Below are 25,051 nucleotides of genomic sequence, written 5' to 3' on the forward strand. Positions count from 1 at the left end.
GATCATGAGTGGCCCTCGCCATCCTTTAAGGTAAGCCTTACCTAAATGAGGAGGACGAACGGTGACCCCCCGTAGAACCATGCGACGCTCCGCCGCCGCGGCCCTGGCAGGCGTGACCGGACTCCTGCTCGCCGCCTCGTGCACCACCGACACCGCCGAAGAGCCCGAGGCCGCCGAGCGCGAGTCCGAACTCGGCGAGCAGTGCCGGGACGCGGTGATCCCCGAGCTGCCCGAGCTCGAACCCGTCGCCGAGGGCACCGGCACCCGGACCGTCGCGACCGACTTCGGCGACGTCGACCTGCCCGCCGCCCCCGAGGCCGCACTCGGCATGTACACCACCGACGTCGACATGCTCATCTGGCTGCGCTACCCCCTCGCCGCCAGCCAGCCGATCCGCTCCGACTCCGGGTACACGACCTTCCCCTGCTTCTTCCCGCAGGAGGCGCTCGCCGACGTCTCGACCTTCACCAACTACCCCGAGTACGACTACGAGTCGCTCCTGCTCGCCGAACCCGACTTCATCCTCAACGGCCTCGGCTACGACCCCGACGTGGTCTCGCGCCTGCCCGAGATCGCCCCGACCTACAGCGTCGACGCGTTCGACGGCGAGTCCTGGATGCTCCACTTCGAGCAGACCGCCGCCGCCCTCGGCCGCTCCCAGTACTACGAGGAGTGGAAGGCGATCTACGACGAGCGCGTCGCCGAGGTCCGCGCCCTCATCGAGGACCCCGCGGCGATCACCGTCGCCCCGGTCGGCTACTGGGAGGACCAGTTCCAGACCGGCTGCTACTCCGGCGTCGAATGCCAGGTCTTCGAAGACCTCGGCCTCACCGTCGCCCCCACCTCGCTGGCGAACGACCGCGAAGGCGAAGCCCTCAGCGGCGAGACGATCGGCAAGATGGACGGGATCGACTACGCGTTCATGATCCGCGGCATCGGCGACGAGGGCGACGCCCAGTTCCAGCAGCTCCTGGACGACGCCGCCGAGAACCCCCTGTGGGCCGACCTCGACTTCGTGGCGCAGGACGGCGTCGTCGGCTACGAGATGGAGATGACCTTCGGCTCGCCCAGCGGCCAGCTCGCGTTCCTCGACGTCGTCGAGCAGGCGCTCGTCGGATGACCGGCCAGCCCATGCGGGTCATGCACGCCCCGGTCGTACAGGTCGTCGACCTCACGCCCGCCATGCGCCGCATCGTCTTCGGCGGCCCGAACCTGGTCGGCTACCCCACCACCGGGGTCGGCGACGAGTACGTCCGCATCCTCTTCCCGCTCGCGGGGGAGGAGCGGCCGCCGCTGCCCGACGTGGCCGGCGACGACCTCGACTACAGCACCGTCCAGGGCGACCGGCTGCGGACCTACACGATCCGCGACGCCGACCCCGAGCGCGGCCTCGTCACCGTCGACTTCGTCGTCCACGACGGCGGCCTCGCCGCCTCCTGGGCCAAGACCGCCCAGGTCGGCGACGTCATCGGCATCAACACGCCCAAGCCGCTGTACGACCCGCCCGAAGGCCTCCAGTGGCAGGTCCTCCTCGCCGACAACGCCGGACTTCCCGCCGCGCTGCGCCTGGTCGAACTCACCCCCGCGCACGTCCGCACCCGGCTCGTCCTCGAAGTCGCCGAGGAGTCCCACAAGACCGACCTCCCGGCGCACCCGCTCCTGGAGACCACCTGGATCGTCGGCGGCAACGGCCACGGCCCCAGCTGCCTGGACGAAGCCGCCCGCGGCCTCCAGCTCCCCGACGGCATCGGCTACGTGTGGATCGCCGGGGAGACCAAGACCCTCCGCGGCGCCCGCAAGCACCTGCGCCGCGACCTCGGACTCCCCGCGAGCGCCTACAAGGCCCTCGGCTACTGGACCGCCGACGCCGAACGCTGGCGCGAGCGCTTCGCCGCCCTCGACGAGGCCACCCGCGCCGAACTCGACGCGATGTGGGACTCCGGCGACGACCCCGAGGACATCGCCGACGCCTACGAAGACCGGCTCGACTCACTGGGACTATGACAACGCAAAGCCCAACGGCCGCAACAGCGGCCGACGACATCGCCGCACCCGACCGGCGGCGGCGCCGACTCCTCGGACTCGTCGCCGCCGCGGCGGCCCTCCTCGTCCTGGTCGCGCTCAGCCTCGTGTTCGGCTCCAGGCCGCTCCCCATCGGCGACGTCCTCGAAGCCCTCAGGACCGACAACGGCGACCCGCACACCATCGTCGTCGGCCAGCGCCTCCCGCGCACCGCGCTCGCCGTCGTCGTCGGGATCGCCCTCGCCGTCGCCGGGGCCCTCATGCAGGGCCTCACCCGCAACCCGCTCGCCGACCCCGGCCTCCTCGGCGTCTCCGCCGGCGCCGCCCTCGGCATGGTCGCCGTCGTCCGCCTCGCCCCCGCCGCGGGCGACCTCCTCCAGGTCTGGGCCGCCTTCGCCGGCGCCGTGATCACCGCGTGCGCCGTCTTCCTCATCGGCAGCGCCGGAGGCCGCGGCCGCTCCCCGGTGACACTCGTGCTCGCCGGCGTCGCGCTCGGCGCCGTCCTCCAAGGCATCGCCTCCACCATCGTCCTGCTCAACGCCGACGCGTTCCTCACCATGCGCAGCTGGCAGGCCGGATCGGTGGCCGACCTCGGCTGGTCCACCCTCGCCACCATCGCCCCGTTCATCGGCGCGGGCCTGGTCCTCGCCGCCGTCGCCGCACGCGGCCTCAACGCCGTCGCCCTCGGCGACGACCTCGCGACCGCCCTGGGCGGCAATCAATGGCTCACCCGCATCGCCGTCGTCGGCGCCGTCACGCTCCTGTGCGGCTCGGCCACCGCCGCCGTCGGCGTCGTCTGGTTCCTCGGCATGATGGTGCCCCACGCGGCCCGCTGGATCACCGGCCCCGACCAGCGGTGGATCCTCGCCTACAGCTGCCTGCTCGGCCCGGCCCTCATGGTCGCCGCCGACGTCCTCGGCCGCGTCGTCGTCATCCCCGACGAGATCCCCGCCGGGATCGTCACCGCCGTCATCGGCGCGCCCGTGCTCATCATGCTGGTGCGCCGCACGAAGGCGAGCGGCCTGTGAGGCGCTACCTCGTGCTCCGCGCGGGCGACCGCGCCTCGACCCGGACCCTGCTGCGCGTCGCCGTCGTCACCGCGATCGTGGCCGCCGCCGCGATCCTCGCCGCCGTCGTCGCCCTCGGCCTCGGCGAGATGCGCGTGTCCGCCGTCGACGTCGTGCGCGCCCTCATCAGCGACGCCGGTGCCGCCGTCGAGACCGTCGTCGTCCAATGGCGACTCCCCAGAGTCCTCCTCGGCCTCGTGTTCGGCCTCGCGCTCGGCCTCAGCGGCGCGATCTTCCAGTCCCTGACGCGCAACCCGCTCGGCAGCCCCGACGTGATCGGCTTCGACTCCGGCGCCTACACCGGCGCGGTCCTGTCGATCATCGCCGTCGGCGGCACCGCGCTCGTCATCCCCTCGGCCCTCGCCGGCGGCATCGCCACCGCGCTGGCGGTCTACCTGCTCGCCTACCGCCGCGGCGTGCACGGGTTCCGGCTCATCGTCGTCGGCATCGCGATCACCGCCCTGCTCGGGTCGGTCAACACCTACCTGCTGCTCAAAGCCGAACTGTGGCAGGCGCAGATGGCCGCGATCTGGGGCGCGGGCAGCCTCAACGGCCTTGACTGGAGCGACGCGCGCAACGGCGTCGCCGTGGTCGGGGTCCTGCTCGTGCCGCTCCTGTGGCTCGGGCGGCGCCTGCGGATGCTGGAGTTGGGCGACGACGCGGCCGCGGCCCTCGGCGTCAGGGTCGAGCCCGTCCGGCTCGCGCTGGTCGTGGTCGGCGTCGCGCTGAGCGCGGTCGTGACGGCCCTGGCCGGGCCGATCACGTTCGTGGCGCTCGTCGCGCCGCAGCTGGCGCGGCGGATCACCCGGGCGCCGGGCGTCCAGCTCGTGCCCTCGGCGGCGACGGGCGCGCTCCTGCTCGTCACCTGCGACGCGTTCGCGCTCAACGTCCCGCCGCAGGCGCTCCCGGTCGGCCTGATCACGGTCGTCCTCGGCGGCGCCTACCTCGTCTGGCTGCTCATCGTGCAGTCGCGGAAGGAGATGCGATGACCCTCGAAGCCTCCGGAGTGACCTTCGGCTACCGCGACCGGCCGGTCGGGACCGACCTGGACCTGCGCATCGCACCGGGCTCGTTCACCGCGATCGTCGGCCCCAACGCGTGCGGCAAGTCCACGCTCCTGCGCGTGCTCTCGCGCCTCCTCAAGCCCACCGAGGGCTCGGTCCTCCTGGACGGCAAGCTCATCGCCTCGATGCCGTCCAAACAGGTCGCCAAGCGCCTGGGCCTGCTGCCGCAGACCTCCATCGCCCCCGACGGGATCACCGCCGTCGACCTGGTCGCGCGCGGACGCTACCCGCACCAGTCGGCGCTGCGCCAGTGGAGCCGGGCCGACGAGGCCGCCGTGAAGGAGGCCATGGCCGCGACCGGCACGACCGACCTCGCCGACCGCCTTGTGGACGAGCTCTCCGGCGGCCAGCGCCAACGGGTCTGGGTCGCGATGGTCCTGGCGCAGCAGACCGAGCTGCTCCTGCTCGACGAGCCGACGACCTTCCTCGACATCGCCCACCAGATCGAGCTGCTCGACATCTTCGCCGGGCTCAACGACCAGGGCCGCACCGTGATCGCGGTCCTGCACGACCTCAACCAGGCCGCGCGGTACGCCTCGCACATCGTCGCGATGCGCGAGGGCGCGATCTACGCCGAGGGCCCGCCCGAGGACGTCATCACCGCCGAGACCGTCGCGCACGTGTTCGACCTGCCGTGCAAGGTGGTCCCGGACCCGGTCTCGGGCACGCCGCTGGTGCTCCCGCTCGGCCGGGCGCAGCGCCGCCCGGCCTGAACCTCAGTCCAGGACGCGCTGGATCATCGCGGCCAGCGCCGCCACGTCGTCGTCGGCCATCGGCTCCCCGGTCATGCCCATGCGGTGCAGCAGGGTACCGACGACGACGTCGACGACGAACAGGACGCGCTGCCGCGACTCGCCCAGGATCTCCTGGAGCGTGAGGACATGGGGCTCCTGCAGCCGCGTGGACAGGATCTCGCGCAGCGCGGGGTCGTTGACCGCGTCGGTGAACACCCCCGCGAAGGCCGTGCCGACCCCCGGCTCGGCGATCTTCGCCGCGACCCAGCGGACGAGCGGCCCCAGGCCGTCTTTGGGGTCGGCGTCCTCCAGCGGCGGCGCGTCGAACGCGTCCACCAGAAAAGCGGTGATCAAGGCGCCCTTGGAAGGCCAGCGCCGGTAGATCGTGGTCTTGGCGATCCCCGCGGCGGCGGCGATGCGGTCGACGGTGGCGCGCGCGTAGCCGAGCTCGTCCATCGTGGTGCGCGTCGCGGCGAAGACCGCGGCGTCGACGCTCGAGCGGGGCCTGCCGGGCGCTCCGGCGGCGGTGGTGGTTCGGGCCATGGCACCAGCATACCCAATTATGCTACCTTCGGTATCGATACTGCTAGTAGCGTAATATTGATCCAGGAGGAACCATGACCGCCACTCGCACGAAACCGCCGCTCGGCATCCGCCTCGTCTTCGGCCTGCGGAAGGAACCCGACTGGGGGACACTGCCCCTCGATGAGCTGTACGCCCTCCGCGACGCCCAGAACCGCGCCGCCGCCGCGGGAAGACTGCGGGCCGTCACCGGCTTCCCCGACCGCGGCGCCGACATCGCCGACGACCGCCTGGTGCTGCCCGGACGCGAGCTCCCCGTCAGGGTCTACCGTCCGCGCACCGCGCCGAAGGGCCGCCTGCCGCTCGTCCTCCACGTCCACGGCGGCGGCTTCATCGGCACCGCCGCGCAGTGCGACTGGGTCAGCAGCCACGTCGCCGCGCGGGTGCCCGCGGTCGTCGTCTCGGTCGACCACCGCCTCCTCACCCCCGACCTGCCGATGTCCGCGGCCGTCGACGACGGTTGGGACGCACTGCGACACGTCGTCCAGCACGCCTCCGACCGGGGCGTCGACCCCGAGCGGGTCGCCGTCTTCGGCGAGAGCGCCGGAGGACTGATCGCCGCCATGGCCGCGATCCGCGCCCGTGACGCCCGGCTGTCGCTGCGCGCCCAGGTCCTCGTCAACCCCTGCACCGACCTGACCGCGACCGCCTTCGACTACGCGTCGATGATCGAACACGGCGACAGCCCGACCCTCAACATGCCGCGCCTGGAACTGCTCCGCCGCTTCGCGGTTCCCGAAGGCGCCGACGCCCGCGCGGTCTCGCCGCTGCACGCCGACGACCTCGCCGGCCTGGCCCCGGCGCTCGTCGTCGTCCCCGTCCTGGACCCGGTCGCCGACCACGGCCGGGCCTACGCCGAACGGCTCCGCGCCGCCGGCACCGCCGCGGAGCTGAGCGAGCACCAGGGCGCGGGCCACGCGTTCCTCAACATGTCGGGCCTGGTCCGCCAGGCCCGGGACGCCCGCGCCCGGATCACCGCGTTCCTCACCGAGCGCCTTGCCTGAACGCCGGACCCGGTTCGCCTGCGGAGGCGCGACCGCCCGCCACGGAGGCGTCGCCACCCGCGATACGGGGCCGACGACGCCGCAGTGTGCGGCGGCTCAATAGTTGACCTATCATGTATATGACCGCATCATCGACCTCGAACGAGCGGAGAACGAGCACATGACCGCCGCAGCCGTCTTCCAGCGGACCCTCGACCGGGTCGAGAACGCACGCCGTCTGGGTGCGGACGCCCAGGTCGACGACAAGGCGCTGGCCTTCGCGCCGAACGATCCGGCGCTGACCGACCCCTTCCTGATCATGGCCGAGGACTGGTTCTCCAGCCCGGGCTTCGAGTGGCACCCGCACCGCGGGCTGGAGACCGTGACGTTCGTGGTCGAGGGCGTGCTCGAACACGGCGACAACCTCGGCAACGCGGGCGCCCTCGAACCCGGTGAGGTGCAGTGGATGACCGCCGGGAAGGGCATCGTCCACCGTGAACTCGCGTACCGGAACGAACACGCCCACACCTTCCAGCTGTGGCTCAACCTGCCGCGAACGAAGAAGATGACCGACTCGCGCTACCAGGACCTCACCCGCGCCGGGATGCGGCGGGTCCGCGCACCGGGCGTGGTGATCGACGTGCACGCGGGCACGGTGGCGGGCGTGACCGGCACCGCCGAGACGCACCAGTCGGTGCAGGGCCTGATGGCCGCGATCGACCCGACGGCGTCCTTCGGGCTCGCCGTCCCCGCCGAGCACCGACTGTTCGTGCACGTCGTCAGCGGTCGACTGCTCGTCGGCGGACGCGAGCTGGCCTCCGGGCAGACGGGCTGGTCCGACCCGGTCGGCGGCGTGGACTCCACGATGCTGCACCTGACCGTGCCCGACGGCGACGAGCCCGCCAAGGCCATGGTCTACAGCGGCACCCCGCTGCGCGAACCGGTCGCCTTCGGCGGGCCCTTCGTGATGAACAGCAGGGCCGAGATCGCAGAGGCCTTCAGCGACTTCCAGTCCGGCGCGTTCGGTCCGGTGCCCCGACAGGCCCGGCTCGCCTACGACCGCTGAGACCGGCGCGGTCCTTCACGGGACGACGGCGGCACGCGGCGGGGCCACCGAGTCGCGGATGACGATGTGGGTGCCGAGCATGACCCGGTCCTCCGCGCCCGGGCCCCGGTGGAGCGCCAGGCGGACCGCCTCGCGTCCCAGCTGCTCGTGCGGTACGTGCACCGTCGTCAGCGCCGGGGTCAGGTCCGAGGCCAGCGGGATGTCGTCGAAGCCGGCCACCGACACGTCCTCGGGCACGCGCACGCCGCGCCGCCGTAGCGCGGCCAGGACCCCGGCCGCCACCATGTCCGTGGCCGCGAAGACCGCCGTCACGTCGGGGCGCTCCTCCACCAGCGCCTCGGTGAGCGCGGTGCCGCTCTCGCGCGTGAACTCCCCGGCCCGCACGAGCGAGGGGTCGAAGCCCACCGCGTGGTCGGCGTGCGCCCGGCGGTACCCGGCCACCCGCTCGTCCGTGGTCGACAGGCCGACCGCCCTGCCCACGTAGGCGATCCGGCGGTGCCCGTTCGCGAGCAGGTGCGAGGTCATCGCGTAGGCCGCGCCCTCGTTGTCGTACTCGACGGTGCTGACCGGCAGGCCCTCCTCGGGCGCGGGCCGCCCGCACAGCACCAGGCGCGAGCCCGACTTCTCCAGGGCCCGTGCGAAAGCGGCCGTGCGCTCGGCGTAGGTCGCGGTGTCCCAGGCGCCGCCGACGAGGATCACCGCCTCGGCGCGCTGCTCGCGCATGAGCTCCACGACCGCCAGCTCCCGCTCGGGGTCGCCGTGGGTGGTGCACAACAGGCACAAGCGCCCTTCGGAGGAGGCCTGGTGCTCGACGCCGCGCGCGATGAGCGCGAAGAACGGGCCGGTCACGTCGTCGACCACGAACGCGACGGTCTTGGTCGTGGTGGCCGCGAGCGACCGGGCGTGCGCGTTGACCACGTAGTCGAGGTCCTTCATGGCGCGCAGCACCTTCGCCCGGGTCGGCGGCGCGACCGGGTAGTTCCCGGAGACGACCCGCGAGACGGTCATGGCCGAGACCCCGGCGCGCTCGGCCACGTCCGCGAGCGTCGGCCGCTTTCCCCGCTCCGGTCTCCTGGGCACCCGGCACCTGCTTTCGAGTGATAGGACAGTTATCGGTTTCTACCATAGGCAGCCGCCATTGGGAACCCGACCACCGGGTCCCGCCTCGCTTCGCTGCGGTACATGTGTCCACTGAACTGCGAATACATGCTGCGCGGCAATGAAAATGATCAACGCCAGTAACGATTCGGCAACGTCGGCTTGTGTCCGGGGCCGGTCCCGCCTAGCATCACAGATAGCGGTATCTATAGAAGACCGTGAACCTCTCGACGTTCAAGGAGATGACATGCGAAACGCAAGGGCGCGTTCGACGGCCGGTGCCGCCATGCCGCGGGGCCTCTCGCGCCGGTCGCTCGTGAAGGGCGCCGGCGGCCTCTCGCTCGCGACCGCGCTGCCCCTCGCCGCCTGCGGCACCTCGGGCGGCACGACCGGCGGCAAGACCGCGATCCGCTTCCTCTACGCCACCGGCGACGACACCTGGAACGCCGTGGCCAAGGCCGTCGCCGACGCCTTCAACGCCCAGAGCGCCACGGCCACCGTGGAACTCGACCCGCTCCCCGCCGGCAGCGACTACGCCACCGCCATGAAGACCATGGACGCCACCGGCAACTGGCCCGCCCTGGTCGACATGCGCGACACCTCGACCTACCTCGACGCCGGGAAGCTCGCCCCGATCCCCGAGGCGGTCACGAGCCTGCTCAACGAGGAGGTCTACGCCCCCTCCGAGGACGGCGAGGTCTACATCGTCCCCACCACCGCCCTCAACGGCGAGCTGGGCTTCAACATCGTCTACGACCGCGACTACTTCGAGGAGCACGGCCTGGCCGCCCCGACGACCTACGCCGAGTTCGTGGCCCTGCTGGACGCGGTCAAGTCCAACGGCGACGGCGCCCTCGCCACGGCCGCCGGGGAGGTCTGGCCCTCCGACCAGCTGTGGAAGCCCCTGGCCGCGCCCTGGTTCGCCCGGTACAGCGACGCGGGCGGGTTCTGGACCGCCGTCGCGGCGGGGGAGGCCTCCATGGAGGACCTCCGCGAACCCCTGGAGCGCTTGAAGACCATCACCGACGAGTACGTGATCGAAGGATGGCAGTCCACTCAGGATGCCCAGACTTCGACGCTGCTCATCAACGGCCAGGCCGTCATGGCCACGTCCTCGGCCGGCATCGGGCGCCTCAACGACATCGCCAAGGTCGACCCCGACTTCAACGCCGGGCTGTTCGCCGTCCCCGCCGACGACGGCAAGATCCACGTGCTCAAGAACTCCGTCAACGGCGACACCGCCTCGGGCTTCGCGATCAGCGCCCAGGCGCAACAGGACGGGAAGCAGTACGACGCCGCCGTCGAGTTCCTGGAGTTCTACTTCGCGGTCGACACCTGCGACCTGATGGAGGAGACGGGCATGATCGCCCCGAACATCAAGGACGCCGACCAGGTGACGCGCAACGAGTCGATCCCCGGCGCCGCCGACTACTTCGCGCTGCTGGAGAACCCGAACCTCGCGTGGTTCCAGAACGACACCGCGATGTCGGCCATCAGCACCTTCAACACGTTCTTCCGCCAGTCCCGCATCGAGATGCAGGACGGGCAGACGACCATCGACGAGTGCATCGCCAAGTGCCAGGAGGAGTTCGAGAACCTGGCGGCCGAAGGGTGACCACCGAGACCGCCGTCCCCGAGACCCGAACACCGCTCCGCCCGGCCGCCCCGCGCGGCCGGGCGCGGTCGCGACGCCAGCGCGCGGTGATGCTCCTGTTCATCGCGCCCGCCCTCGTCGTCTACGTGCTCATGGTGATCGCGCCGTCCCTCCAGTCGGTCCAGTTGAGCCTCACGAACTGGGACGGGATCAACCCCGCGTACGACTACGTGGGACTGCGCAACTACCAGGACATCCTCACCAGCGACCGCTTCTGGAACGCCACCACCAACACCCTGATCCTCGGACTCGGCTCCGCGGCGATCATCAACGTCATCGCCCTCGCCGTCGCGCTCATGCTCGACCGGCTGCACCGCGCCCAGGGCTTCTTCCGCACCATCGTGTACCTCCCGGCCCTGGTCTCGGGCTTCATCGCCGCGACCATCTGGAAGTACATGCTCAACTTCAACTTCGGCGCCGTCAACACGGTCCTGCGCGACCTCGGCTTCGAGGGAGCGGCCATGGACTGGCTGGGGGACAACGACATCGTCGTGGGCGTCCTGCTGTTCATAATCTGCTTCACCCTCGGTGGCAACACCACCCTCATCTACCTGGCGAACCTCCAGTCGGTGCCTCAGGAACTGGTCGAGGCCGCGAAGATCGACGGCGCCTCGGGCCGCCAGGTGTTCCGCTACGTCACCTGGCCGATGCTCGCCGGGGCCGTCACCGTGAACATGACGCTCGCGATGATCGCCGGATGGACGATCTTCGACCAGGTCATGGTCCTCACCGCGGGCGGTCCGGGCTTCATCTCGGAGACCATGGCGTTCTTCATCTACAAGGTCGGCTTCGGCGAGTACCGCGCCGGCTACGGCTCCGCCGCGGCCATCGTGCTCTTCGCCGTGGTCATGGCGACCACCGTGCTCGCCAACCGGTACATGCGATCGAGGGAGGTCCAGGGATGAGCGCGAAACCCAAGCGCCGCAAGGAGCGCCGGCGGCTCACCGCCGGAGAGGCCGTCGTCATGGCGGTGCTCGCCGTGCTCGTGCTCGCGGTGTCGTTCCCGGTGGTCTACGCGCTGCTGAACTCCTTCCGCTCCTACGCCGAGATCACCAAGGACCCCATGGGCCTGCCCACCGGGTTGAGCCTCGACAACTACGCGCGGCTGTTCCAGACCACCGACTACGGCGAGGCGCTGCTCAACACCGTCATCATCACCGGCGGCACCCTCGTGCTCCTGATGGCCCTGGTCCCCATGGCCGCCTACGGGATCGAGCGGCTCGGCGGCCGGTCCTCGCGGTGGATCTACCTGCTGTTCATCGCCGGGCTCATGATCCCCTTCCAGGTCCGCATGATCCCGCTCGTGTCCTCGATGAACCAGATCGGGCTCTACTCCACGCTGACGAGCGTCATCCTCGTCCACCTCGGCGGCGCGGCCTCCTTCGGCATCCTCCTGTACTGCTCCTTCATCAAAGGGGTGCCCCGGGAGGTCGAGGAGGCGGCCGAGATGGACGGCGCCGGGAAGCTCCGGACCTTCTGGTCCATCGTCTTCCCGATGCTCCTGCCCGTGACGTCGGCGTTCGTCATCATCCAGGCGCTGAGCCTGTGGAACGACTTCTTCATCCCGCTGGTGTTCCTCGACTCCTCCTCGGCCGGCACCGTCAACGTCGCGCTCAGCCGCATGGTCGGCCTCCTGACCTCGCAGTGGGAGCTCATCTACACCGGCGCGATCCTCGCGATCATCCCGTCGGTGGCGCTCTTCGCGGCGTTCCAGCGCTACTTCATCAAGGGCATGTCGATCGGGGCGGTGAAGGGATGACCACCGCGACCCGGGCGTGGCTCGCGTACGACGGCCGCCTCTCCCGCGTGCTCCTGGCCGTGTTCTGGTACTTCACCGTCTCGGTCCAGTTCCTGGCGACGGCGCTGCCGTTCGCGGCCGCCGACCACGCCTCCGGCGGCCGACTCACGCACGCCGCCATATGGATCGGCGCCCTCGCCGCGATACCGATCGGCCCGGGCGGGTACGCGGCCCTGCGGTGCATGCGCCTGAGCCTGGCCGGGCCCGGCTACCCCGGCAGGCCCTTCCGCCGATTCTGGACGGCCTGGGCCGAAGGCTGGAAGCGCCTGTGGCGCCTGTGGACCGGAGCCGCGGCGATCGGACTCCTGCTGGCGTACAACGCGGTCCTGTACGGCGGCGGCGACGCGGCTTTCATCGCGATCGCCGCGGTCGCCGCGCTCATGGCCGTTGCGCTCATCGCCGCGAGCAGCGCCGCGCTCGCACTCGACGGTGACGGCCCCGCCTTGGCGGTGCTCACCGCGGGCCTGCGTGCGGCGGTGCGCCGACCCCACGCGCCGGCCGCCTGGCTCGCGCTCGTGGCCCTCGCGTACGGAGCGGCCCAACTGCCCGTCATCGGGGCGAACCTGACCCTGTTCACACCCGCGGCCTGCGCCGCGGCGATCCTCATCGTCAACGCCGCCACCGGCTTCGACCAGAGCGCCGCCGGGAGCAAGGCCCCGACTCCCTGACACCCCTGCCCGCGCGCGTGATCGTTGATGTCGCAATCCTGCCAGCAACGCACGGCGTCGCCTGGTGAGCTGGAACCTCCGCAACGCCCCAGCGCCCCAGGACAGGACACCTCATGCACACTGCCGCCCCGCCTCGCGTGACCGGCAATCCGCCGGCGAGCCGCACGTCATGGTTCGCGGTGGCCGCCGTGACGGCCGGCATCTTCGCCATCGTCACCACCGAGATCCTCCCGATCGGCCTGCTGACCTCGATCGGCTCCGGTTTCGCCGTCTCGGACGGTATGGCCGGACTGATGATGACCATGCCCGGATTCGTCGCCGCGATCGCCGCGCCGCTGGTGACGGTCACGACGGCGCGCCTGGACCGCCGGGCGATGCTGTGCACCTGCATCCTCCTGCTGGCCGTCGCCAACCTCCTCGCCGCGGCGGCCTCGGACTACTGGCTGCTGCTCGTCTCCCGGGTGCTCGTCGGCGTCACCATCGGCGGGTTCTGGTCGATCGGCGCCGGCCTCGCGAGCCGCCTGGTGCCCGCCGCCTCCGCGGGCCGGGCGACGGCGGTGATCTTCTCCGCGGTGCCCCTGGGCTCGGTGCTCGGCGTCCCGGCCGGCACCTTCATCGGCGAGACCGCGGGCTGGCGCACCGCGTTCGTCGCCTTGGGCGTCCTGAGCATCGCGGTGCTCGCGGCGCTGCTCCTCACCGTCCCCGCACTGCCGCCCGAACGCCCGACCCGAACGGCCGAACTCCGCGCCCTGCTGCGCGGCACCAGCACGCGATTCGCGCTGGCGATCACGGTCCTCATCGTGGCCGCCCACTTCGGCGCCTACACCTATGTCACCCCGTTCCTGGAGGACGTCACGAAGGCGGGCTCGGGGACCATTACGGTCGTGCTGCTCGTCTACGGGGCGGCCGGGGTCGTCGGCAACCTCGTCTGCGGATCCACCGTGTCCCGACACCCGCGGGCCACGTTCGCCGCGGTGGCGGCGGCCGTCGCGGCGGGAACCCTGCTGCTGCCCGTACTCGGTCAAGGCATCGGCGGAGCGGTCGCACTGCTCGCCCTCTGGGGCCTCGCCTACGGCGGCGTCCCGGTCTGCTCGCAGACCTGGTTCGCCAAGGCGTCCCACTCGGCCGAGGCCGCCTCGGTGCTGTTCACCGCCTCGTTCCAGGCCACCATCGCCATGGGGGCGCTCGCGGGCGGCATCGTGGTCGACCGCTCCTCGCCCTCGACGGTCATGACGCTCGGCGGCGTCATCGCCGCGCTGGCGGCACTGGTCGCCTGCGCCCACTACGTGAAGCGCGTGCCCTGGCAGGCGTGAGCGGGCCGCCTCGGGCCGGTCGAGGAATCTACTGCGGCACGAGGCCGTTCTGGAAGGCCCACACCACGGTCTGGACCCGGTCGCGGGCGCCGATCTTCGTCATCGCCCGGCGCAGATGCGACTTGACGGTGCTCGTCTCCACGAACAGGCGCTCGGCGATCTCCGCGTTCGACATGCCCTGCGCCAGCAGCAGCACGATCTCGGTCTCCCTGGCCGTCAACGCCTCCAGCGCGCCGGCCTCCGGCTCGGGACTGCGGCGCCGCCGGGCGAACTCGGTGATGACCCGCCGTGTCACCGACTGGTCCACCAGGCCCTCGCCGTCCGCGAGCCGGCGGATGGCCGCGATCAGCTCGTCGGGCTCGCAGTCCTTCAGGATGAACCCGCTGGCGCCCGCCTCCAGGGCCCCGAAGACGTAGTCGTCGAGGTCGAACGTGGTCACCACCAGCACCGCGGGCGCCTCGGCCCCGCCCTCGGCGATCCGCCTCGTCGCCGCGAGCCCGTCGCCGCCGGGCATGCGCACGTCCATGCACACCACGTCCGGTCGCAGCAGCGCCGCCTCGCGCACCGCGGCCGGACCGTTCGAGGCCTCGCCGACGACCTCGATGTCGCCGGCGTCCTCCAGGAGCACCCGGAACCCGGCGCGCACCACCGCCTGGTCGTCGACGAGCAGCACCTTGATCATGCGCGGACTCCAGTCTCGAATTCGGTGTCGCGGGCGAGGTCCTCGGCCCGCACGGGCAGGTGCAGCGATACGGTCCAGCCGCCGTCGGCCGACGGCCCGGCCGCGAAGTCGCCGCCCACCAGGTCGGCGCGCTCGCGCATCCCGATCAGGCCGGTGCCGGCGCGCCCGCCGGACGCCGCCTTTCCCGAGGGGCCGTTCACCACCGCGAGCTCGACCTGCCGCTCCCCGCACGCCAACCGCACCCGCACCGGCGCCCCGGGCGCGTGCTGGCGCGCGTTCGTCAAGGCCTGCTGGGCGATCCGGTACACCGAGATGTCCGCGAGCGGCGGCAGCCGGACCGGCTCGCCCTCCCGCTCGAACGCCACGTCGGCCCCGAGGCTCCGCGCCTCGTCCACGAGCGCCTCCAGCGCCGAGAGCCCCGGCACCGGGGCGTTCCCGTCCCCGTCGGCGCCCTCCCGGTCCCGCAGCAGCCCCACGACCTGCCGCAGGTTGTCCAAGGTGGCCTTCCCCTGCGAGCGGATCCACGCCGCCCCCGACTTCGCCGCCGCCGGATCCCGGTCGATCAGCCGCTCGATCGCCGCGGCCTGCACGACCATGCCCGACAGGTGATGCGCCGCGACGTCGTGCAGCTCGCGGGCGATCCGCGTCCGCTCCGCGACCACCGCGGCCTGCGCGCGCTCGTGCTGCCGGCGGATCGCCTCGTCCGCCCGCTCGTTGACCAGCGCGAGGTAGCTGCGCCGGGAGGTCATGTAGATGCCGACGAAACCCGCCGCCGCGTAGCACAGCGCGCTCGACGTCAAGTGGCCGAACACGATCGCCAGGTCGTCGCCCATCGCCCAGAGCGACGCCGCCGCGGTGGCGCCGCCGATGAGCGTGAAGACGGCCGCCGCGGCGACGGTGAACCGGACGGACGCGAGGGTGCCGACGGTGTAGAACACGATGACCACGGCCAGGCCGTTCGCGGTCAAGCCCGGCGCGGCGGCGGTGACGACCACTTGGCAGGCCATCACCGCCGCCAGGCACAGCCGGGGGCGGACCCGGCGCAGGCACAGCAGCAGCGCCTGGAGGGTCCCGGCCAGGGTGAGCGTCCACACCTGAGCCGCCGTCAGCGTCACGGCGAGGTCGTCCGCGGCCACCGGCAGCAGCACGATGTCGAAGGCGAACGTGACCACCGCGACCGCGACCGCGAAGACCACGTCCTGGCCGAACCGCCCGGTGACGCCGAGGCGCGCGAGGCGTTCGTCGATCCATCGCAGCGGGCTCAGGGGGGCCGTCTCCGTGTCGTCTCGGCGTTCGGTCATGCGGATCATCCTTACTCAGTCCTCGGCGTCCTCGGCGTGCGGCCCGTCAGTACGAGATGTCGGGGGAGACCAGCTGGAAGCTGAGCGCGAACCAGGCCAGACCGATCAGGGCCAGCAGCACCAGCGCGCTCGCGGCCATGCGACGCCACCCCGCCCTGCGGCGCACCTCGTCCACCACGCGGACCGCCGCCGGGACCGTCCCCAGCATGGCTACCAGTTGCAGCATCTGCGCGTTGCGGATCGCCCCGTCAGGGACCTCCTGCATGCCGATGACCTGCATCATGATCACCACCCAGGTGCCGACCGCGATGAGCGCGGCGACGATGGCGGCGCGCGTCATCACGCGCCACTTGCGGCCGGGGACCCGCGTGTAGGGGCGCTTGCGCAGCCGGCGCACGAGCACCGCGACGAGCCAGCCGACCAGGCCCGCCAGCAGCACCAGCGTGGAGGCCAGGAGCACGGTCAGACCCACCGCCTGGGCCGGTTCGGCCCGCAGCATGGTGAACGCGCCGTCGCTGATGAACGCGGTGACCTCGCCGTCGACGGTGCGCGTCGCGACCGTGCGCTGGCCGCCGACCTCCTGCCACAGGTTCGGGCCGATCTGCTCGTAGAGGGCGGGGGAGTCGCTGACGGGACCGGGCTCGAACAGCAGGCGGCCGTCCTCGACGGCGGTCACGGTGGTGGCGCCGGCGATGGCGAACGCGGACATGAAGGTGCTGTGGAAGCCGCGCGAGGTCACATAGGACCCGGCGACCGCCTCGGCGGCCTCCTGGTCGTCCATTGCGGCCGGGCCGTCGTCCGCGGCGGGGAAGTACCGGTCGGCGAAGCCGTTGAGGACGGTCTCGCGCACTTCGAGGCTGGCGATCGGCTCGACGCCGGAGCTGTTGAGCGAGATGAAGATCCCGGCCCCGTCCTCGGGGTAGATCTGCATGTGCGAGTGGAAGTACTGGGTGTCGCCGCCGTGGCCGATCACGGTGTGCCCGTTGCGGCTCTCGTCGAAGAAGCCCAGGGCCATGCGGGGCGCCTCGGCGAAGCCGCCCAGGGTCTCCTCGGTCAGGGCCGGGGCGTGCATGAGCTCCATGGTCTCCGGCGCGAGGATCGGCGTCTCGGGCAGTGCCCCGAGGTGGGCGAGCATGAACCGCGCCATGTCGACCGACGACGTGGTGAGCGAGCCCGCGGGCGGGGTGCCGACGATCTCGAACGGCCCGGCCGGGCCGGAGCTGTCGTCGTAGCCGCCGGAGAGGCGGTCGGCGAGGTCCCCGGGCAGCGGCTGCTGGAACGTGGAGGAGTCCATGCCGAGCGGGTCGAGGACGTTGGCCTGGACGTACTCCTCGAAGGGCGTCCCGGAGACGAGCTCGACGACGTACCCGGCCAGGGCGTTGCCGTAGTTGGAGTACGCGGGGGTGGTCCCGGGCCGGTAGACCTGCACGGGCGGGTCGGTGGTGAGCGCCACGCGCAGGTCGGGCGACTCGTCGCCCTCGCCGATGAGCCCGGAGATGCGCTCCTCGAACCCGGCGGTGTGGCTGAGCAGGTGCCGCATCGTCACGTCGTCGTCGTACTCACGCGGTATCTCGAAATCGAGGTACTCGTCGATGTCGGCGTCGAGGTCGATGTCGCCGCTCTCGACGAGCTGCATCGCGGCGGTGGCGGTGAACAGCTTGGACACCGACCCGGCGCGGAACAGGGTCTCCTCGGGGTCGACCGGGGTCTGCTCCCCGTCCCCTTCGCCGGTGTCGGCGTTCCCGTAGCCGCGGGCGGTGACGAGGGCGCCGTCGTGGACGACCGACACGGTCGCGCCGGCGATGCCGGTCTGCTCCAGCGAGGCGGGCAGCAGCCCGTCGAGCCAGGCGTCGACGTCGGCCTGGTCCAGGGGCTGGGCGGCCGCGGGGGCGTCGACCGGGGGCGGAATCGCCCCGGGGTCGGCGCCCTGGCCGCAGGCCGCGGCAGCCGCGAGCACCAGTGCGGCGGCCACGGCCGCGAATCCGGCGGACTTCCGCCGCCTGGCGGCGGTCTCATTGGCGGGCAAGCGCATCGCTCATGCCTCTCTGATCGGTGGAGTTCGGTGCATCCGTCCGGGGCGCCCCTGCGGATGTACCAATCCTCGCCGGATCCACCCGCTGTCCGCTTCTGGCGCGGGAAGCAAATCCGCTTGCGTCGAAGGACGCAAGCGGCACCGGTACGAGCTGCTTCGCAGGGATCAACGGCGGGAGCACAGGCCCTCGCGCCGCGATGCGCAACGGATGTAACCGGCGGACGCGCACGCCGTTACACATGTGAAACGCGTGGTTTCTACAGTCCTTATCTTGAAGTCCATGTGAAGCGAGAGGCCGGAGCCGTCCTTTCCTTCCCTGGAGGTCCTCGCGAGGCGAGGGGCCCGCCGGCCCCGACATCCCCGGACGTCCATGTGAAGAGAGGGGCCCGAGTGGTCGACACGCGGCTCGGCACGGTCAAGACGGTGTGCTCGTACTGCGGCGTGGGCTGCGGGATCGTCCTCGACATCGAACGGGACGCCGACGGCCGCCGCCGGGCCGTCAAGGCCTCCGGCGACAAGTCCCACCCCGCGAACGCCGGACGCCTGTGCACCAAGGGCGCCACCAGCGCCGAGATGCTCGCCGCTCCCGGCAGGCTCGACACCGCCCTCGTCCGCGCCGACCGCGGGGCCGAACCCGACCCGCTCCCGGTCGACCAGGCCGTCACCCGGACCGCCGAAGGCCTGCGGGCGATCCTCGACGAGCACGGTCCCGACGCGCTCTCCTTCTACGTCTCCGGCCAGATGACCCTCGAGGCCCAGTACCTCGCGAACAAGCTCGCCAAGGGCTTCGTGGGCACCAACCAGATCGAGTCCAACTCCCGGCTGTGCATGGCCAGCGCCGGCACCGGCTACAAGCAGTCCCTCGGCGCCGACGGCCCGCCCGGGTCCTATGAGGACTTCGATCGCGCCGACGTGTTCTTCGTCAGCGGCGCCAACATGGCCGACTGCCACCCGATCCTGTTCCTGCGCATGATGGACCGCGTCAAAGCCGGAGCGAAGCTCATCGTGGTCGACCCCCGCCGCACCGCGACCGCCGACAAGGCCGACCTGTTCCTCCAGATCAAACCCGGCACCGACCTGGCCCTCCTCAACGGCCTCCTGCACCTCCTCGTCGCGAACGGGCACATCGACGCCGAGTTCATCGCCGAGCACACCGAGGGCTGGGACGCCATGCCCGACTTCCTCCGGGACTACACCCCGGAAGCGGTCGCGGCGACCACCGGCCTCGCCGAAGCCGACCTGCGCACCGCCGCCGAGTGGATCGGCGCCGCGGGGGAGTGGATGAGCTGCTGGACCATGGGCCTCAACCAGAGCACCCACGGCACCTGGAACACCAACGCCCTGGTCAACCTCCACCTGGCGACCGGCGCGATCTGCCGCCCCGGCAGCGGCCCGTTCTCGCTCACCGGCCAGCCGAACGCCATGGGCGGCCGCGAGATGGGCTACATGGGCCCCGGCCTGCCCGGCCAGCGCTCGGTCCTGGTCGAGGAGGACCGCCGCTTCATGGAGGACCTGTGGCGCCTCCCCGAGGGGACCCTGCGCACCGACGTCGGCACCGGCACCGTCGACCTCTTCTCGCGGATGGCCGACGGCGCGATCAAGGCGTGCTGGATCATCTGCACGAACCCCGTCGCCTCGGTCGCCAACCGCAGGACCGTGATCGCCGGACTCGAGGCCGCCGAACTCGTCATCGCCCAGGACGCCTTCGCCGAGACCGAGACCAACGCCTACGCCGACGTCATCCTCCCCGCCGCCATGTGGGTCGAGGGCGACGGCCTCATGGTCAACTCCGAACGGAACGTCACCCTCGTGCCCCAGGCGGTGACCCCGCCCGGCGAGGCCCTGCCCGACTGGCAGCTCATCGCCCGCGTCGCCTGCGAGATGGGCTTCGCCGACGCCTTCACCTACGCGAGCGCCGAAGAGGTCTTCGAGGAACTCAAGCAGGCATGGAACCCCAACACCGGATACGACCTGCGCGGCGTGACCTACGAGCGACTCCGCGAGTCGCCGGTCCAATGGCCCAGCGCGGACGGCAAGGCCCGCAACCCGATCCGATACCTCAACGACGGCGTGCACCAGCACCTCGCCGAACGCGCCGACGGCACCCGCCCGCGCCTGGCCTTCCCGACCCCCGGCGGCCGCGCGGTCTTCTACCCGCGCCCCCACATGGACGCCGCCGAGATGCCCGACGACGACTACCCGTTCGCCCTCAACACCGGCCGCCTCCAGCACCAGTGGCACACGCTCACCAAGACCGGCAAGATCGACAAGCTCAACAAGCTCAACCCCGGACCGTTCGTGGAGGTCCACCCGGCCGACGCCGAGCGGCTCGGCATCGGCGAGGGCGACTCGGTCGAGGTCGCCTCCCGGCGCGGGCGGGCGGTCCTGCCCGCCAAGGTCACCGACCGCGTCAGGCCCGGCTGCACCTTCGCGCCCTTCCACTGGAACGACCTGTTCGGCGAATACCGCAGCATCAACGCCGTCACCAACGACGCGGTCGACCCCGTCTCGTTCCAGCCCGAGTTCAAGGTCTGCGCCGTGACCCTGACGAAAGTCGCCGCACCCGAGACCCCGCCCGAGACCCCTTCCGGCGAAACCGAAGTCGCGATCCTGGCCCGCGCCTTCGGCCTGTCGCACCTGACGCCGCCCGCCCTGCGCGAAGGGGAGCGGCAGTTCCTCTCCGGCTTCCTCGCCGGCGTGGCCTCGGCCCCGGTGCGCGCGGTCCCCGTCCTCCCGCCGAGCGCCCCCTTCACCGCCGAGCACGCCGACTGGGTCAACGGGATGCTCGCCGGCGTCTTCTCGCGCGGCGGCGCCGCGAACGACACCGATGTCGCCGACGGCGCCGCGCCCGGCCGCCGGATCCTCGTCCTGTGGGCCTCCCAGACCGGCAACGCCGAGGAGTTCGCCGCCGCCGCGGCGGCCGAACTCGCGGCCGCCGGCCGCACCGCGGCGCTCCACGGCATGGACGCGTTCACGCTCGACTCGGTGCCCCGCGACGCGGACCTGCTCGTCATCACCAGCACCTTCGGCGACGGCGACGCCCCCGACAACGGCGCCGCGTTCTGGGACGCCCTCAACGGCGCCGCGCCCGAGGCGCTGGCCGGGGTGCGGTACGCCGTGCTGGCGTTCGGCGACTCGAACTACGACGACTTCTGCGGGCACGGCAGGCGGATCGACGAGCGGCTCAGCGAACTCGGCGCGGCCCCGCTGGCGCCCCGCGTCGACTGCGAACCCGACTACGACGCCCCCGCGAGGGCCTGGCTCGACCGCGTCCTCGCCAACCTGTCCACTGAGAACACGCCGCCGCCTCCCGCGGCGCCCGTCGCCAAACCCAAACGCCGGGACCAGGTCGCGGCCCTCGTCGGCAATCGCCTCCTCAGCCTTCCCGGCGCCCAGAAGGAGGTCCGGGAGTTCACCTTCGACCTCACCGGGACCGACCTCGCCTACGAGGCGGGCGACGCGCTCGGCGTGCGGCCGGTCAACGACCCCGGCCTGGTCGCCGAGTGGCTCGACGTCACCGGCCTCGAGTCGTCCGCCGAAGTCGAGGTCCCCGGCGTCGGGCGCGTCTCCTTCGGCGGAGCGCTGCAACACCACTGGGAGATCGCCAAGATCACCCCCGACCTGCTGCGGTTCGCCGCCGAGCACACCGAGGACTGGTACCTGAAGACGCTGCTGCGCCCCGACAACAAGGAGGAGCTCACCAAGTGGTCCTGGGGCCGGCAGGCCGTCGACGTCGCCGCCGCGTTCCCGCTGCGCGCCACCGCGGCGCAGTGGGCCGGCGTCTTCAAGCGGCTCCAGCCCCGCCTGTACTCGATCTCATCGAGCCCCCTGGCGAACCCGCGCGAAGTGCGGCTCACGGTCTCGGTGGTGCGCTTCGACAATCCCCACGGCGTCCCCCGTAAGGGCGTGTGCTCGACGTACCTGGCCGATGCCGGAGCGGGCACCGAGATCCCGGTGTACGTGCAGCGCACGCCGCACTTCCGCCCGCCCGCCGACCCCGACGCACCGATGGTCATGATCGGGCCGGGCACCGGCGTCGCGCCGTTCCTGGGCTTCCTCGACCAGCGGCGCGCCCGCGGCGACGGCGGCGCGAACTGGCTGTTCTTCGGCGAGCAGCGCCGCGCCACCGACTTCTACTACCGCGAGGAGCTCGACGGGCTGCGCCGCGACGGCGTGCTCTCCCGGCTCGACCTCGCCTTCTCGCGGGACCAGCGCACGAAGGTCTACGTGCAGGACCGGATGCGCGAGCACGGCGCGCGGCTGTGGTCCTGGCTCGAGGACGGCGCGCACGTGTACGTCTGCGGCGACGCCAACCGCATGGCCAAGGACGTCGACCGGACGCTGCGCGAGGTCGTCGCCGCCCACAGCCATCTGGACCGGGACGGCGCCGACGCGTACGTCAAGAAGCTCGCCGCCGAGAAGCGGTATGTGCGCGACGTCTACTGAACCTCGTGCGGTCCGGCCACCGACTCGCGGCTGACGAACCGCGTCTGGAGGAGGATCTCGGTGCCGCCCTGGGTGCCGTCGAGTTCGGAGAGCAGGCGCCTGACGGCCTTCTCGCCGATCTCGGACAGGGGGCTCTTGATCGAACTCAAAGCGGGCGTGGGCAGGTCGGCCCCGAAGATGTCGTCGAAGCCGATGATGCTGAGCCGCCCGGGCACGTCGATCCGGTGCTCGCGGCACTCGCGCAGCAGGCCGAGGGCCACGAGGTCGTTGTAGGCGAACACGGCGGTGACGCCGGCGGCCTTGACCCGCTGGAACGCCTCGGCCCCGCCCTCGCGGGTCGGCGCCGTCGACTTGACCTCCACGATGGACATGTCCCATTCGACGGCGAGGTCGAACAGCGTCTTCCAGCGCATGCCGTTGAGCCACGACAGCGGCGGACCCGAGAGGTAGGCGATGCGCCGGTGCCCGAGCCTGCGGAGCTGGTCGAGCGCGTCGGTGATGCCGGGGCGCACGTCGGGGACGACGGCGGGGATGCCGGGCACTTCGCGGTTGACCATCATGACCGGCTTGACCGACGACAGCCCCTGGATCTGGCGGTCGTCGAGCCGCGAGGCGACCAGCAGCAGTCCGTCGACATAGGACTGGAGTCGTTCGGCGGTGGTCAGCTCCAGTTCGCCCGACTCCTGCGAGTCGGCGAAGATCAGCGTGAACCCGGCCTCCGAGGCGGCCCGTTCGGCGCCGCGGACCAGGTCGAAGTACACGGGGTTCGTGATGTCGGAGACGATGAGGCCGAGCGTGCCGGTCTTGCCGGTCGGCAGCGCCCGCGCCATCGGGTTGATGCGGTAGCCGAGTTCCTTGGCCGCCTCGCGGATGCGCCGCTCCGTGTCCGGGTTGAGACGGCCGGGCTTGTTGAGCGCCCTCGAGACCGTGGAGGGGCTGACGCCGGTGTGCCGCGCGATGTCGTAGATCGTCGCAGGCGCCTTGCGGTCCTGGGCCGGGGCAGCTGCATCTGGCTGGTCCACGTGTCCCCTTTCACGAAGTTCGCCGCGAATGTCGCCAGGCAATCGATTGAGGAATGTTGCCGGGGTTGCCGCCCGACTCAGCCGATCATACCGAACCCCGGCGAGAAACCGTAGTGGCCCATATTTCAGGCATATCGAGGGGCAATCGATTGACAATTGCGATCTTCGATGCTTGAATGGCGCTCGTGCTCGAACCCGGAGCCGCGATCCGAACCGCTTGGACCCCACCGATTCGCGGCTGCGAAACTGTTGCCATCGATGGAGAGGACCCCACCATGATCATCGACAGGGCCGAGGTCGTCGTCACGAGTCCGGACCGGAACTTCGTGACGCTGAAGCTGACCACCGACGACGGCTTGACCGGCCTGGGCGACGCGACGCTCAACGGCCGCGAGATGGCCGTGGTCGCGTATCTCGCCGACCACGTGGTGCCCTTGCTGATCGGCCGCGACGCGCACCGGATCGAGGACACCTGGCAGTTCCTGTACCGCTCCGCGTACTGGCGCCGAGGGCCCGTGACGATGGCCGCGATCGCGGCGGTCGACATGGCGCTGTGGGACATCAAGGGCAAGGCCGCCGGGATGCCCGTGTACCAGCTCCTCGGCGGGGCCTCCCGCAACGGCCTCCTCGCCTACGGCCACGCCTCGGGCAAGACCACCGATGAACTCTTCGACTCCATTCGCTCCCACCAGGAGCAGGGCTACCGGGCCATCCGCGTGCAGACCGGCGTCCCGGGATTGAAGTCCATCTACGGGATCGCCTCCAACGCGACCTACGAAGCGATGGAAGGCGTCCGGTACGACCACGAGCCCGCCCAGCGCGGCGCGCTCCCGGCCGAGGAGGACTGGGACACCCGCGCCTACCTGCGCCACGTCCCCACCGTCTTCGAAGCCGTGCGCAACGAGTTCGGGTCCGAGCTGCCGCTGCTGCACGACGCCCACCACCGCCTCACCCCGATCCAGGCCGCGCAACTGGGCAAATCCCTTGAGCCGTACGACCTGTTCTGGCTCGAGGACGTCACGCCCGCGGAGAACCAGGAGGCGCTGCGCCTGGTCCGCCAGCACACCACCACGCCCCTGGCGATCGGGGAAATCTTCAACACGGTCTGGGACTACCAGCAGATCATCCGCGAGCAGCTCATCGACTACGTGCGTTCGGCGGTCACCCACACCGGCGGCATCTCCCACCTGAAGAAGGTCCTCGACTACGCGGCGCAGTACCAGATCAAGTCGGGCATGCACGGGCCCACCGACATCTCACCGGTCGGCATGGCCGCCGCGATGCACCTGGGCCTGGCGATCCACAACTTCGGCATCCAGGAGTACATGCGCCACGGCGCCAAGACCGACCAGGTCTTCCAGCAGTCCTTCACCTGGGAGAACGGGTTCCTCCACCCCGGGAACAATCCGGGCCTCGGCGTCGAACTCGACCTCGACGAGTCCGGAAAGTACCCGTACGTCCAGGCCTACCTGCCCTTCAACCGCCTCGCCGACGGCACCGTCCACGACTGGTAATCGCG

At 71.4% G+C, this 25,051-nt stretch carries 20 protein-coding genes; 14 read left to right on the plus strand and 6 right to left on the minus strand.

Annotation, left to right across the window (positions count from 1 at the left end):
• Positions 1-61 precede the first annotated feature (61 nt).
• From BLQ63_RS00790 to BLQ63_RS00810, 5 genes are read left to right on the plus strand one after another with little or no spacing between them, the layout of a single operon-like run.
• Positions 62-1,120 carry an ABC transporter substrate-binding protein gene (locus tag BLQ63_RS00790; protein ID WP_143014718.1) on the plus strand — a complete coding sequence of 353 codons (1,059 nt, stop codon included), beginning with the start codon at positions 62-64 and terminating at the stop codon, positions 1,118-1,120.
• Positions 1,117-2,004, plus strand: a complete 888-nt coding sequence (locus BLQ63_RS00795) for a siderophore-interacting protein (RefSeq protein WP_218124968.1) — start codon at positions 1,117-1,119, stop codon at positions 2,002-2,004. The genes BLQ63_RS00790 and BLQ63_RS00795 overlap by 4 nt, the downstream gene beginning before the upstream one ends.
• Positions 2,001-3,050: a FecCD family ABC transporter permease gene (locus BLQ63_RS00800; protein WP_091027250.1), complete on the plus strand. Its 1,050-nt coding sequence runs from the start codon at positions 2,001-2,003 to the stop codon at positions 3,048-3,050. The genes BLQ63_RS00795 and BLQ63_RS00800 overlap by 4 nt, the downstream gene beginning before the upstream one ends.
• Positions 3,047-4,078, plus strand: coding sequence for a FecCD family ABC transporter permease (locus BLQ63_RS00805; protein ID WP_091027251.1), 1,032 nt, complete (start codon positions 3,047-3,049; stop codon positions 4,076-4,078). The genes BLQ63_RS00800 and BLQ63_RS00805 overlap by 4 nt, the downstream gene beginning before the upstream one ends.
• A complete protein-coding gene (locus BLQ63_RS00810) occupies positions 4,075-4,866 on the plus strand; it encodes an ABC transporter ATP-binding protein (protein WP_091027252.1) in 792 nt (263 codons plus the stop codon). The genes BLQ63_RS00805 and BLQ63_RS00810 overlap by 4 nt, the downstream gene beginning before the upstream one ends.
• Positions 4,867-4,869: 3 nt before the next feature.
• Here BLQ63_RS00810 and BLQ63_RS00815 read toward each other — a convergent pair whose 3' ends face one another.
• Complete coding sequence (locus BLQ63_RS00815; RefSeq protein ID WP_091027253.1) at positions 4,870-5,430, minus strand: TetR/AcrR family transcriptional regulator; 561 nt, start codon at positions 5,428-5,430, stop codon at positions 4,870-4,872.
• Between the two features lie 74 nt (positions 5,431-5,504).
• On the opposite strand from BLQ63_RS00815, the gene BLQ63_RS00820 reads away from it, so the two are divergent.
• Together BLQ63_RS00820 and BLQ63_RS00825 are read left to right on the plus strand one after the other, a co-directional pair.
• Entirely contained in the window at positions 5,505-6,473 is a 969-nt protein-coding gene (locus BLQ63_RS00820; RefSeq protein ID WP_091027254.1) for an alpha/beta hydrolase fold domain-containing protein, read from the plus strand.
• Between the two features lie 160 nt (positions 6,474-6,633).
• On the plus strand, positions 6,634-7,518 hold the full coding sequence (locus BLQ63_RS00825; RefSeq protein WP_091027255.1) for a pirin family protein: 885 nt from the start codon (positions 6,634-6,636) through the stop codon (positions 7,516-7,518).
• A 15-nt stretch (positions 7,519-7,533) separates the two neighbouring features.
• Here the strand turns inward: BLQ63_RS00825 and BLQ63_RS00830 are convergent, their stop codons facing one another.
• The gene (locus BLQ63_RS00830; protein ID WP_245680816.1) at positions 7,534-8,553 is read right to left on the minus strand and encodes a LacI family DNA-binding transcriptional regulator; all 1,020 of its coding nucleotides are present in this window, start codon (positions 8,551-8,553) and stop codon (positions 7,534-7,536) included.
• 310 nt (positions 8,554-8,863) lie between these two features.
• On the opposite strand from BLQ63_RS00830, the gene BLQ63_RS00835 reads away from it, so the two are divergent.
• The 5 genes from BLQ63_RS00835 (at position 8,864) to BLQ63_RS00855 (ending at position 14,049) form a co-directional block, all read left to right on the plus strand.
• Positions 8,864-10,231 (plus strand): ABC transporter substrate-binding protein, encoded by a 1,368-nt coding sequence (locus tag BLQ63_RS00835; protein ID WP_143014719.1) that lies wholly within the window; start codon positions 8,864-8,866, stop codon positions 10,229-10,231.
• A complete protein-coding gene (locus BLQ63_RS00840; RefSeq protein WP_218124969.1) occupies positions 10,228-11,175 on the plus strand; it encodes a carbohydrate ABC transporter permease in 948 nt (315 codons plus the stop codon). Before BLQ63_RS00835 ends, BLQ63_RS00840 begins: the two co-directional genes overlap by 4 nt.
• Positions 11,172-12,029, plus strand: a complete 858-nt coding sequence (locus tag BLQ63_RS00845; protein ID WP_218124970.1) for a carbohydrate ABC transporter permease — start codon at positions 11,172-11,174, stop codon at positions 12,027-12,029. The genes BLQ63_RS00840 and BLQ63_RS00845 overlap by 4 nt, the downstream gene beginning before the upstream one ends.
• Positions 12,026-12,736 (plus strand): YesL family protein, encoded by a 711-nt coding sequence (locus BLQ63_RS00850; RefSeq protein WP_091027257.1) that lies wholly within the window; start codon positions 12,026-12,028, stop codon positions 12,734-12,736. Before BLQ63_RS00845 ends, BLQ63_RS00850 begins: the two co-directional genes overlap by 4 nt.
• 113 nt (positions 12,737-12,849) lie before the next feature.
• On the plus strand, positions 12,850-14,049 hold the full coding sequence (locus BLQ63_RS00855; RefSeq protein ID WP_091027258.1) for an MFS transporter: 1,200 nt from the start codon (positions 12,850-12,852) through the stop codon (positions 14,047-14,049).
• 28 nt (positions 14,050-14,077) lie between these two features.
• On the opposite strand, the gene BLQ63_RS00860 is transcribed toward BLQ63_RS00855, so the two are convergent.
• Genes BLQ63_RS00860 through BLQ63_RS00870 form a run of 3 tightly spaced genes read right to left on the minus strand, consistent with a single transcriptional unit; the run spans position 14,078 to position 18,064 of the window.
• Complete coding sequence (locus tag BLQ63_RS00860) at positions 14,078-14,731, minus strand: response regulator (protein ID WP_091027259.1); 654 nt, start codon at positions 14,729-14,731, stop codon at positions 14,078-14,080.
• On the minus strand, positions 14,728-16,032 hold the full coding sequence (locus tag BLQ63_RS00865) for a sensor histidine kinase (RefSeq protein WP_177154729.1): 1,305 nt from the start codon (positions 16,030-16,032) through the stop codon (positions 14,728-14,730). The genes BLQ63_RS00860 and BLQ63_RS00865 overlap by 4 nt, the downstream gene beginning before the upstream one ends.
• 46 nt (positions 16,033-16,078) lie before the next feature.
• Positions 16,079-18,064 carry a serine hydrolase domain-containing protein gene (locus BLQ63_RS00870; RefSeq protein WP_091027261.1) on the minus strand — a complete coding sequence of 662 codons (1,986 nt, stop codon included), beginning with the start codon at positions 18,062-18,064 and terminating at the stop codon, positions 16,079-16,081.
• 390 nt (positions 18,065-18,454) lie between these two features.
• Here BLQ63_RS00870 and BLQ63_RS00875 point away from each other — a divergent pair, with 390 nt between their 5' ends.
• Positions 18,455-22,510 carry a bifunctional nitrate reductase/sulfite reductase flavoprotein subunit alpha gene (locus tag BLQ63_RS00875; protein ID WP_218124971.1) on the plus strand — a complete coding sequence of 1,352 codons (4,056 nt, stop codon included), beginning with the start codon at positions 18,455-18,457 and terminating at the stop codon, positions 22,508-22,510.
• On the opposite strand, the gene BLQ63_RS00880 is transcribed toward BLQ63_RS00875, so the two are convergent.
• Positions 22,504-23,532 carry a LacI family DNA-binding transcriptional regulator gene (locus tag BLQ63_RS00880; protein ID WP_177154731.1) on the minus strand — a complete coding sequence of 343 codons (1,029 nt, stop codon included), beginning with the start codon at positions 23,530-23,532 and terminating at the stop codon, positions 22,504-22,506. The genes BLQ63_RS00875 and BLQ63_RS00880 overlap by 7 nt on opposite strands.
• Positions 23,533-23,807: 275 nt before the next feature.
• Here BLQ63_RS00880 and manD point away from each other — a divergent pair, with 275 nt between their 5' ends.
• Positions 23,808-25,046 carry a D-mannonate dehydratase ManD gene (gene manD, locus BLQ63_RS29010; protein WP_091027264.1) on the plus strand — a complete coding sequence of 413 codons (1,239 nt, stop codon included), beginning with the start codon at positions 23,808-23,810 and terminating at the stop codon, positions 25,044-25,046.
• The last annotated feature ends 5 nt before the right edge of the window (positions 25,047-25,051 follow it).

Source organism: Glycomyces harbinensis (assembly GCF_900101745.1).
Classification (GTDB): Bacteria; Actinomycetota; Actinomycetes; order Mycobacteriales; family Micromonosporaceae; genus Glycomyces; species Glycomyces harbinensis.

Bases quoted from the DNA above. Each gene is read 5' to 3' on its own strand.
- BLQ63_RS00795 (WP_218124968.1), top strand. From the start codon at position 1,117: ATGACCGGCCAGCCCATGCGGGTCATGCACGCCCCGGTCGTACAGGTC.
- BLQ63_RS00800 (WP_091027250.1), top strand. From the start codon at position 2,001: ATGACAACGCAAAGCCCAACGGCCGCAACAGCGGCCGACGACATCGCC.
- BLQ63_RS00810 (WP_091027252.1), top strand. From the start codon at position 4,075: ATGACCCTCGAAGCCTCCGGAGTGACCTTCGGCTACCGCGACCGGCCG.
- BLQ63_RS00815 (WP_091027253.1), bottom strand. From the start codon at position 5,430: ATGGCCCGAACCACCACCGCCGCCGGAGCGCCCGGCAGGCCCCGCTCG.
- BLQ63_RS00820 (WP_091027254.1), top strand. From the start codon at position 5,505: ATGACCGCCACTCGCACGAAACCGCCGCTCGGCATCCGCCTCGTCTTC.
- BLQ63_RS00825 (WP_091027255.1), top strand. From the start codon at position 6,634: ATGACCGCCGCAGCCGTCTTCCAGCGGACCCTCGACCGGGTCGAGAAC.
- BLQ63_RS00835 (WP_143014719.1), top strand. From the start codon at position 8,864: ATGCGAAACGCAAGGGCGCGTTCGACGGCCGGTGCCGCCATGCCGCGG.
- BLQ63_RS00845 (WP_218124970.1), top strand. From the start codon at position 11,172: ATGAGCGCGAAACCCAAGCGCCGCAAGGAGCGCCGGCGGCTCACCGCC.
- BLQ63_RS00850 (WP_091027257.1), top strand. From the start codon at position 12,026: ATGACCACCGCGACCCGGGCGTGGCTCGCGTACGACGGCCGCCTCTCC.
- BLQ63_RS00855 (WP_091027258.1), top strand. From the start codon at position 12,850: ATGCACACTGCCGCCCCGCCTCGCGTGACCGGCAATCCGCCGGCGAGC.
- BLQ63_RS00860 (WP_091027259.1), bottom strand. From the start codon at position 14,731: ATGATCAAGGTGCTGCTCGTCGACGACCAGGCGGTGGTGCGCGCCGGG.
- BLQ63_RS00865 (WP_177154729.1), bottom strand. From the start codon at position 16,032: ATGACCGAACGCCGAGACGACACGGAGACGGCCCCCCTGAGCCCGCTG.
- BLQ63_RS00870 (WP_091027261.1), bottom strand. From the start codon at position 18,064: ATGCGCTTGCCCGCCAATGAGACCGCCGCCAGGCGGCGGAAGTCCGCC.
- manD (WP_091027264.1), top strand. From the start codon at position 23,808: ATGATCATCGACAGGGCCGAGGTCGTCGTCACGAGTCCGGACCGGAAC.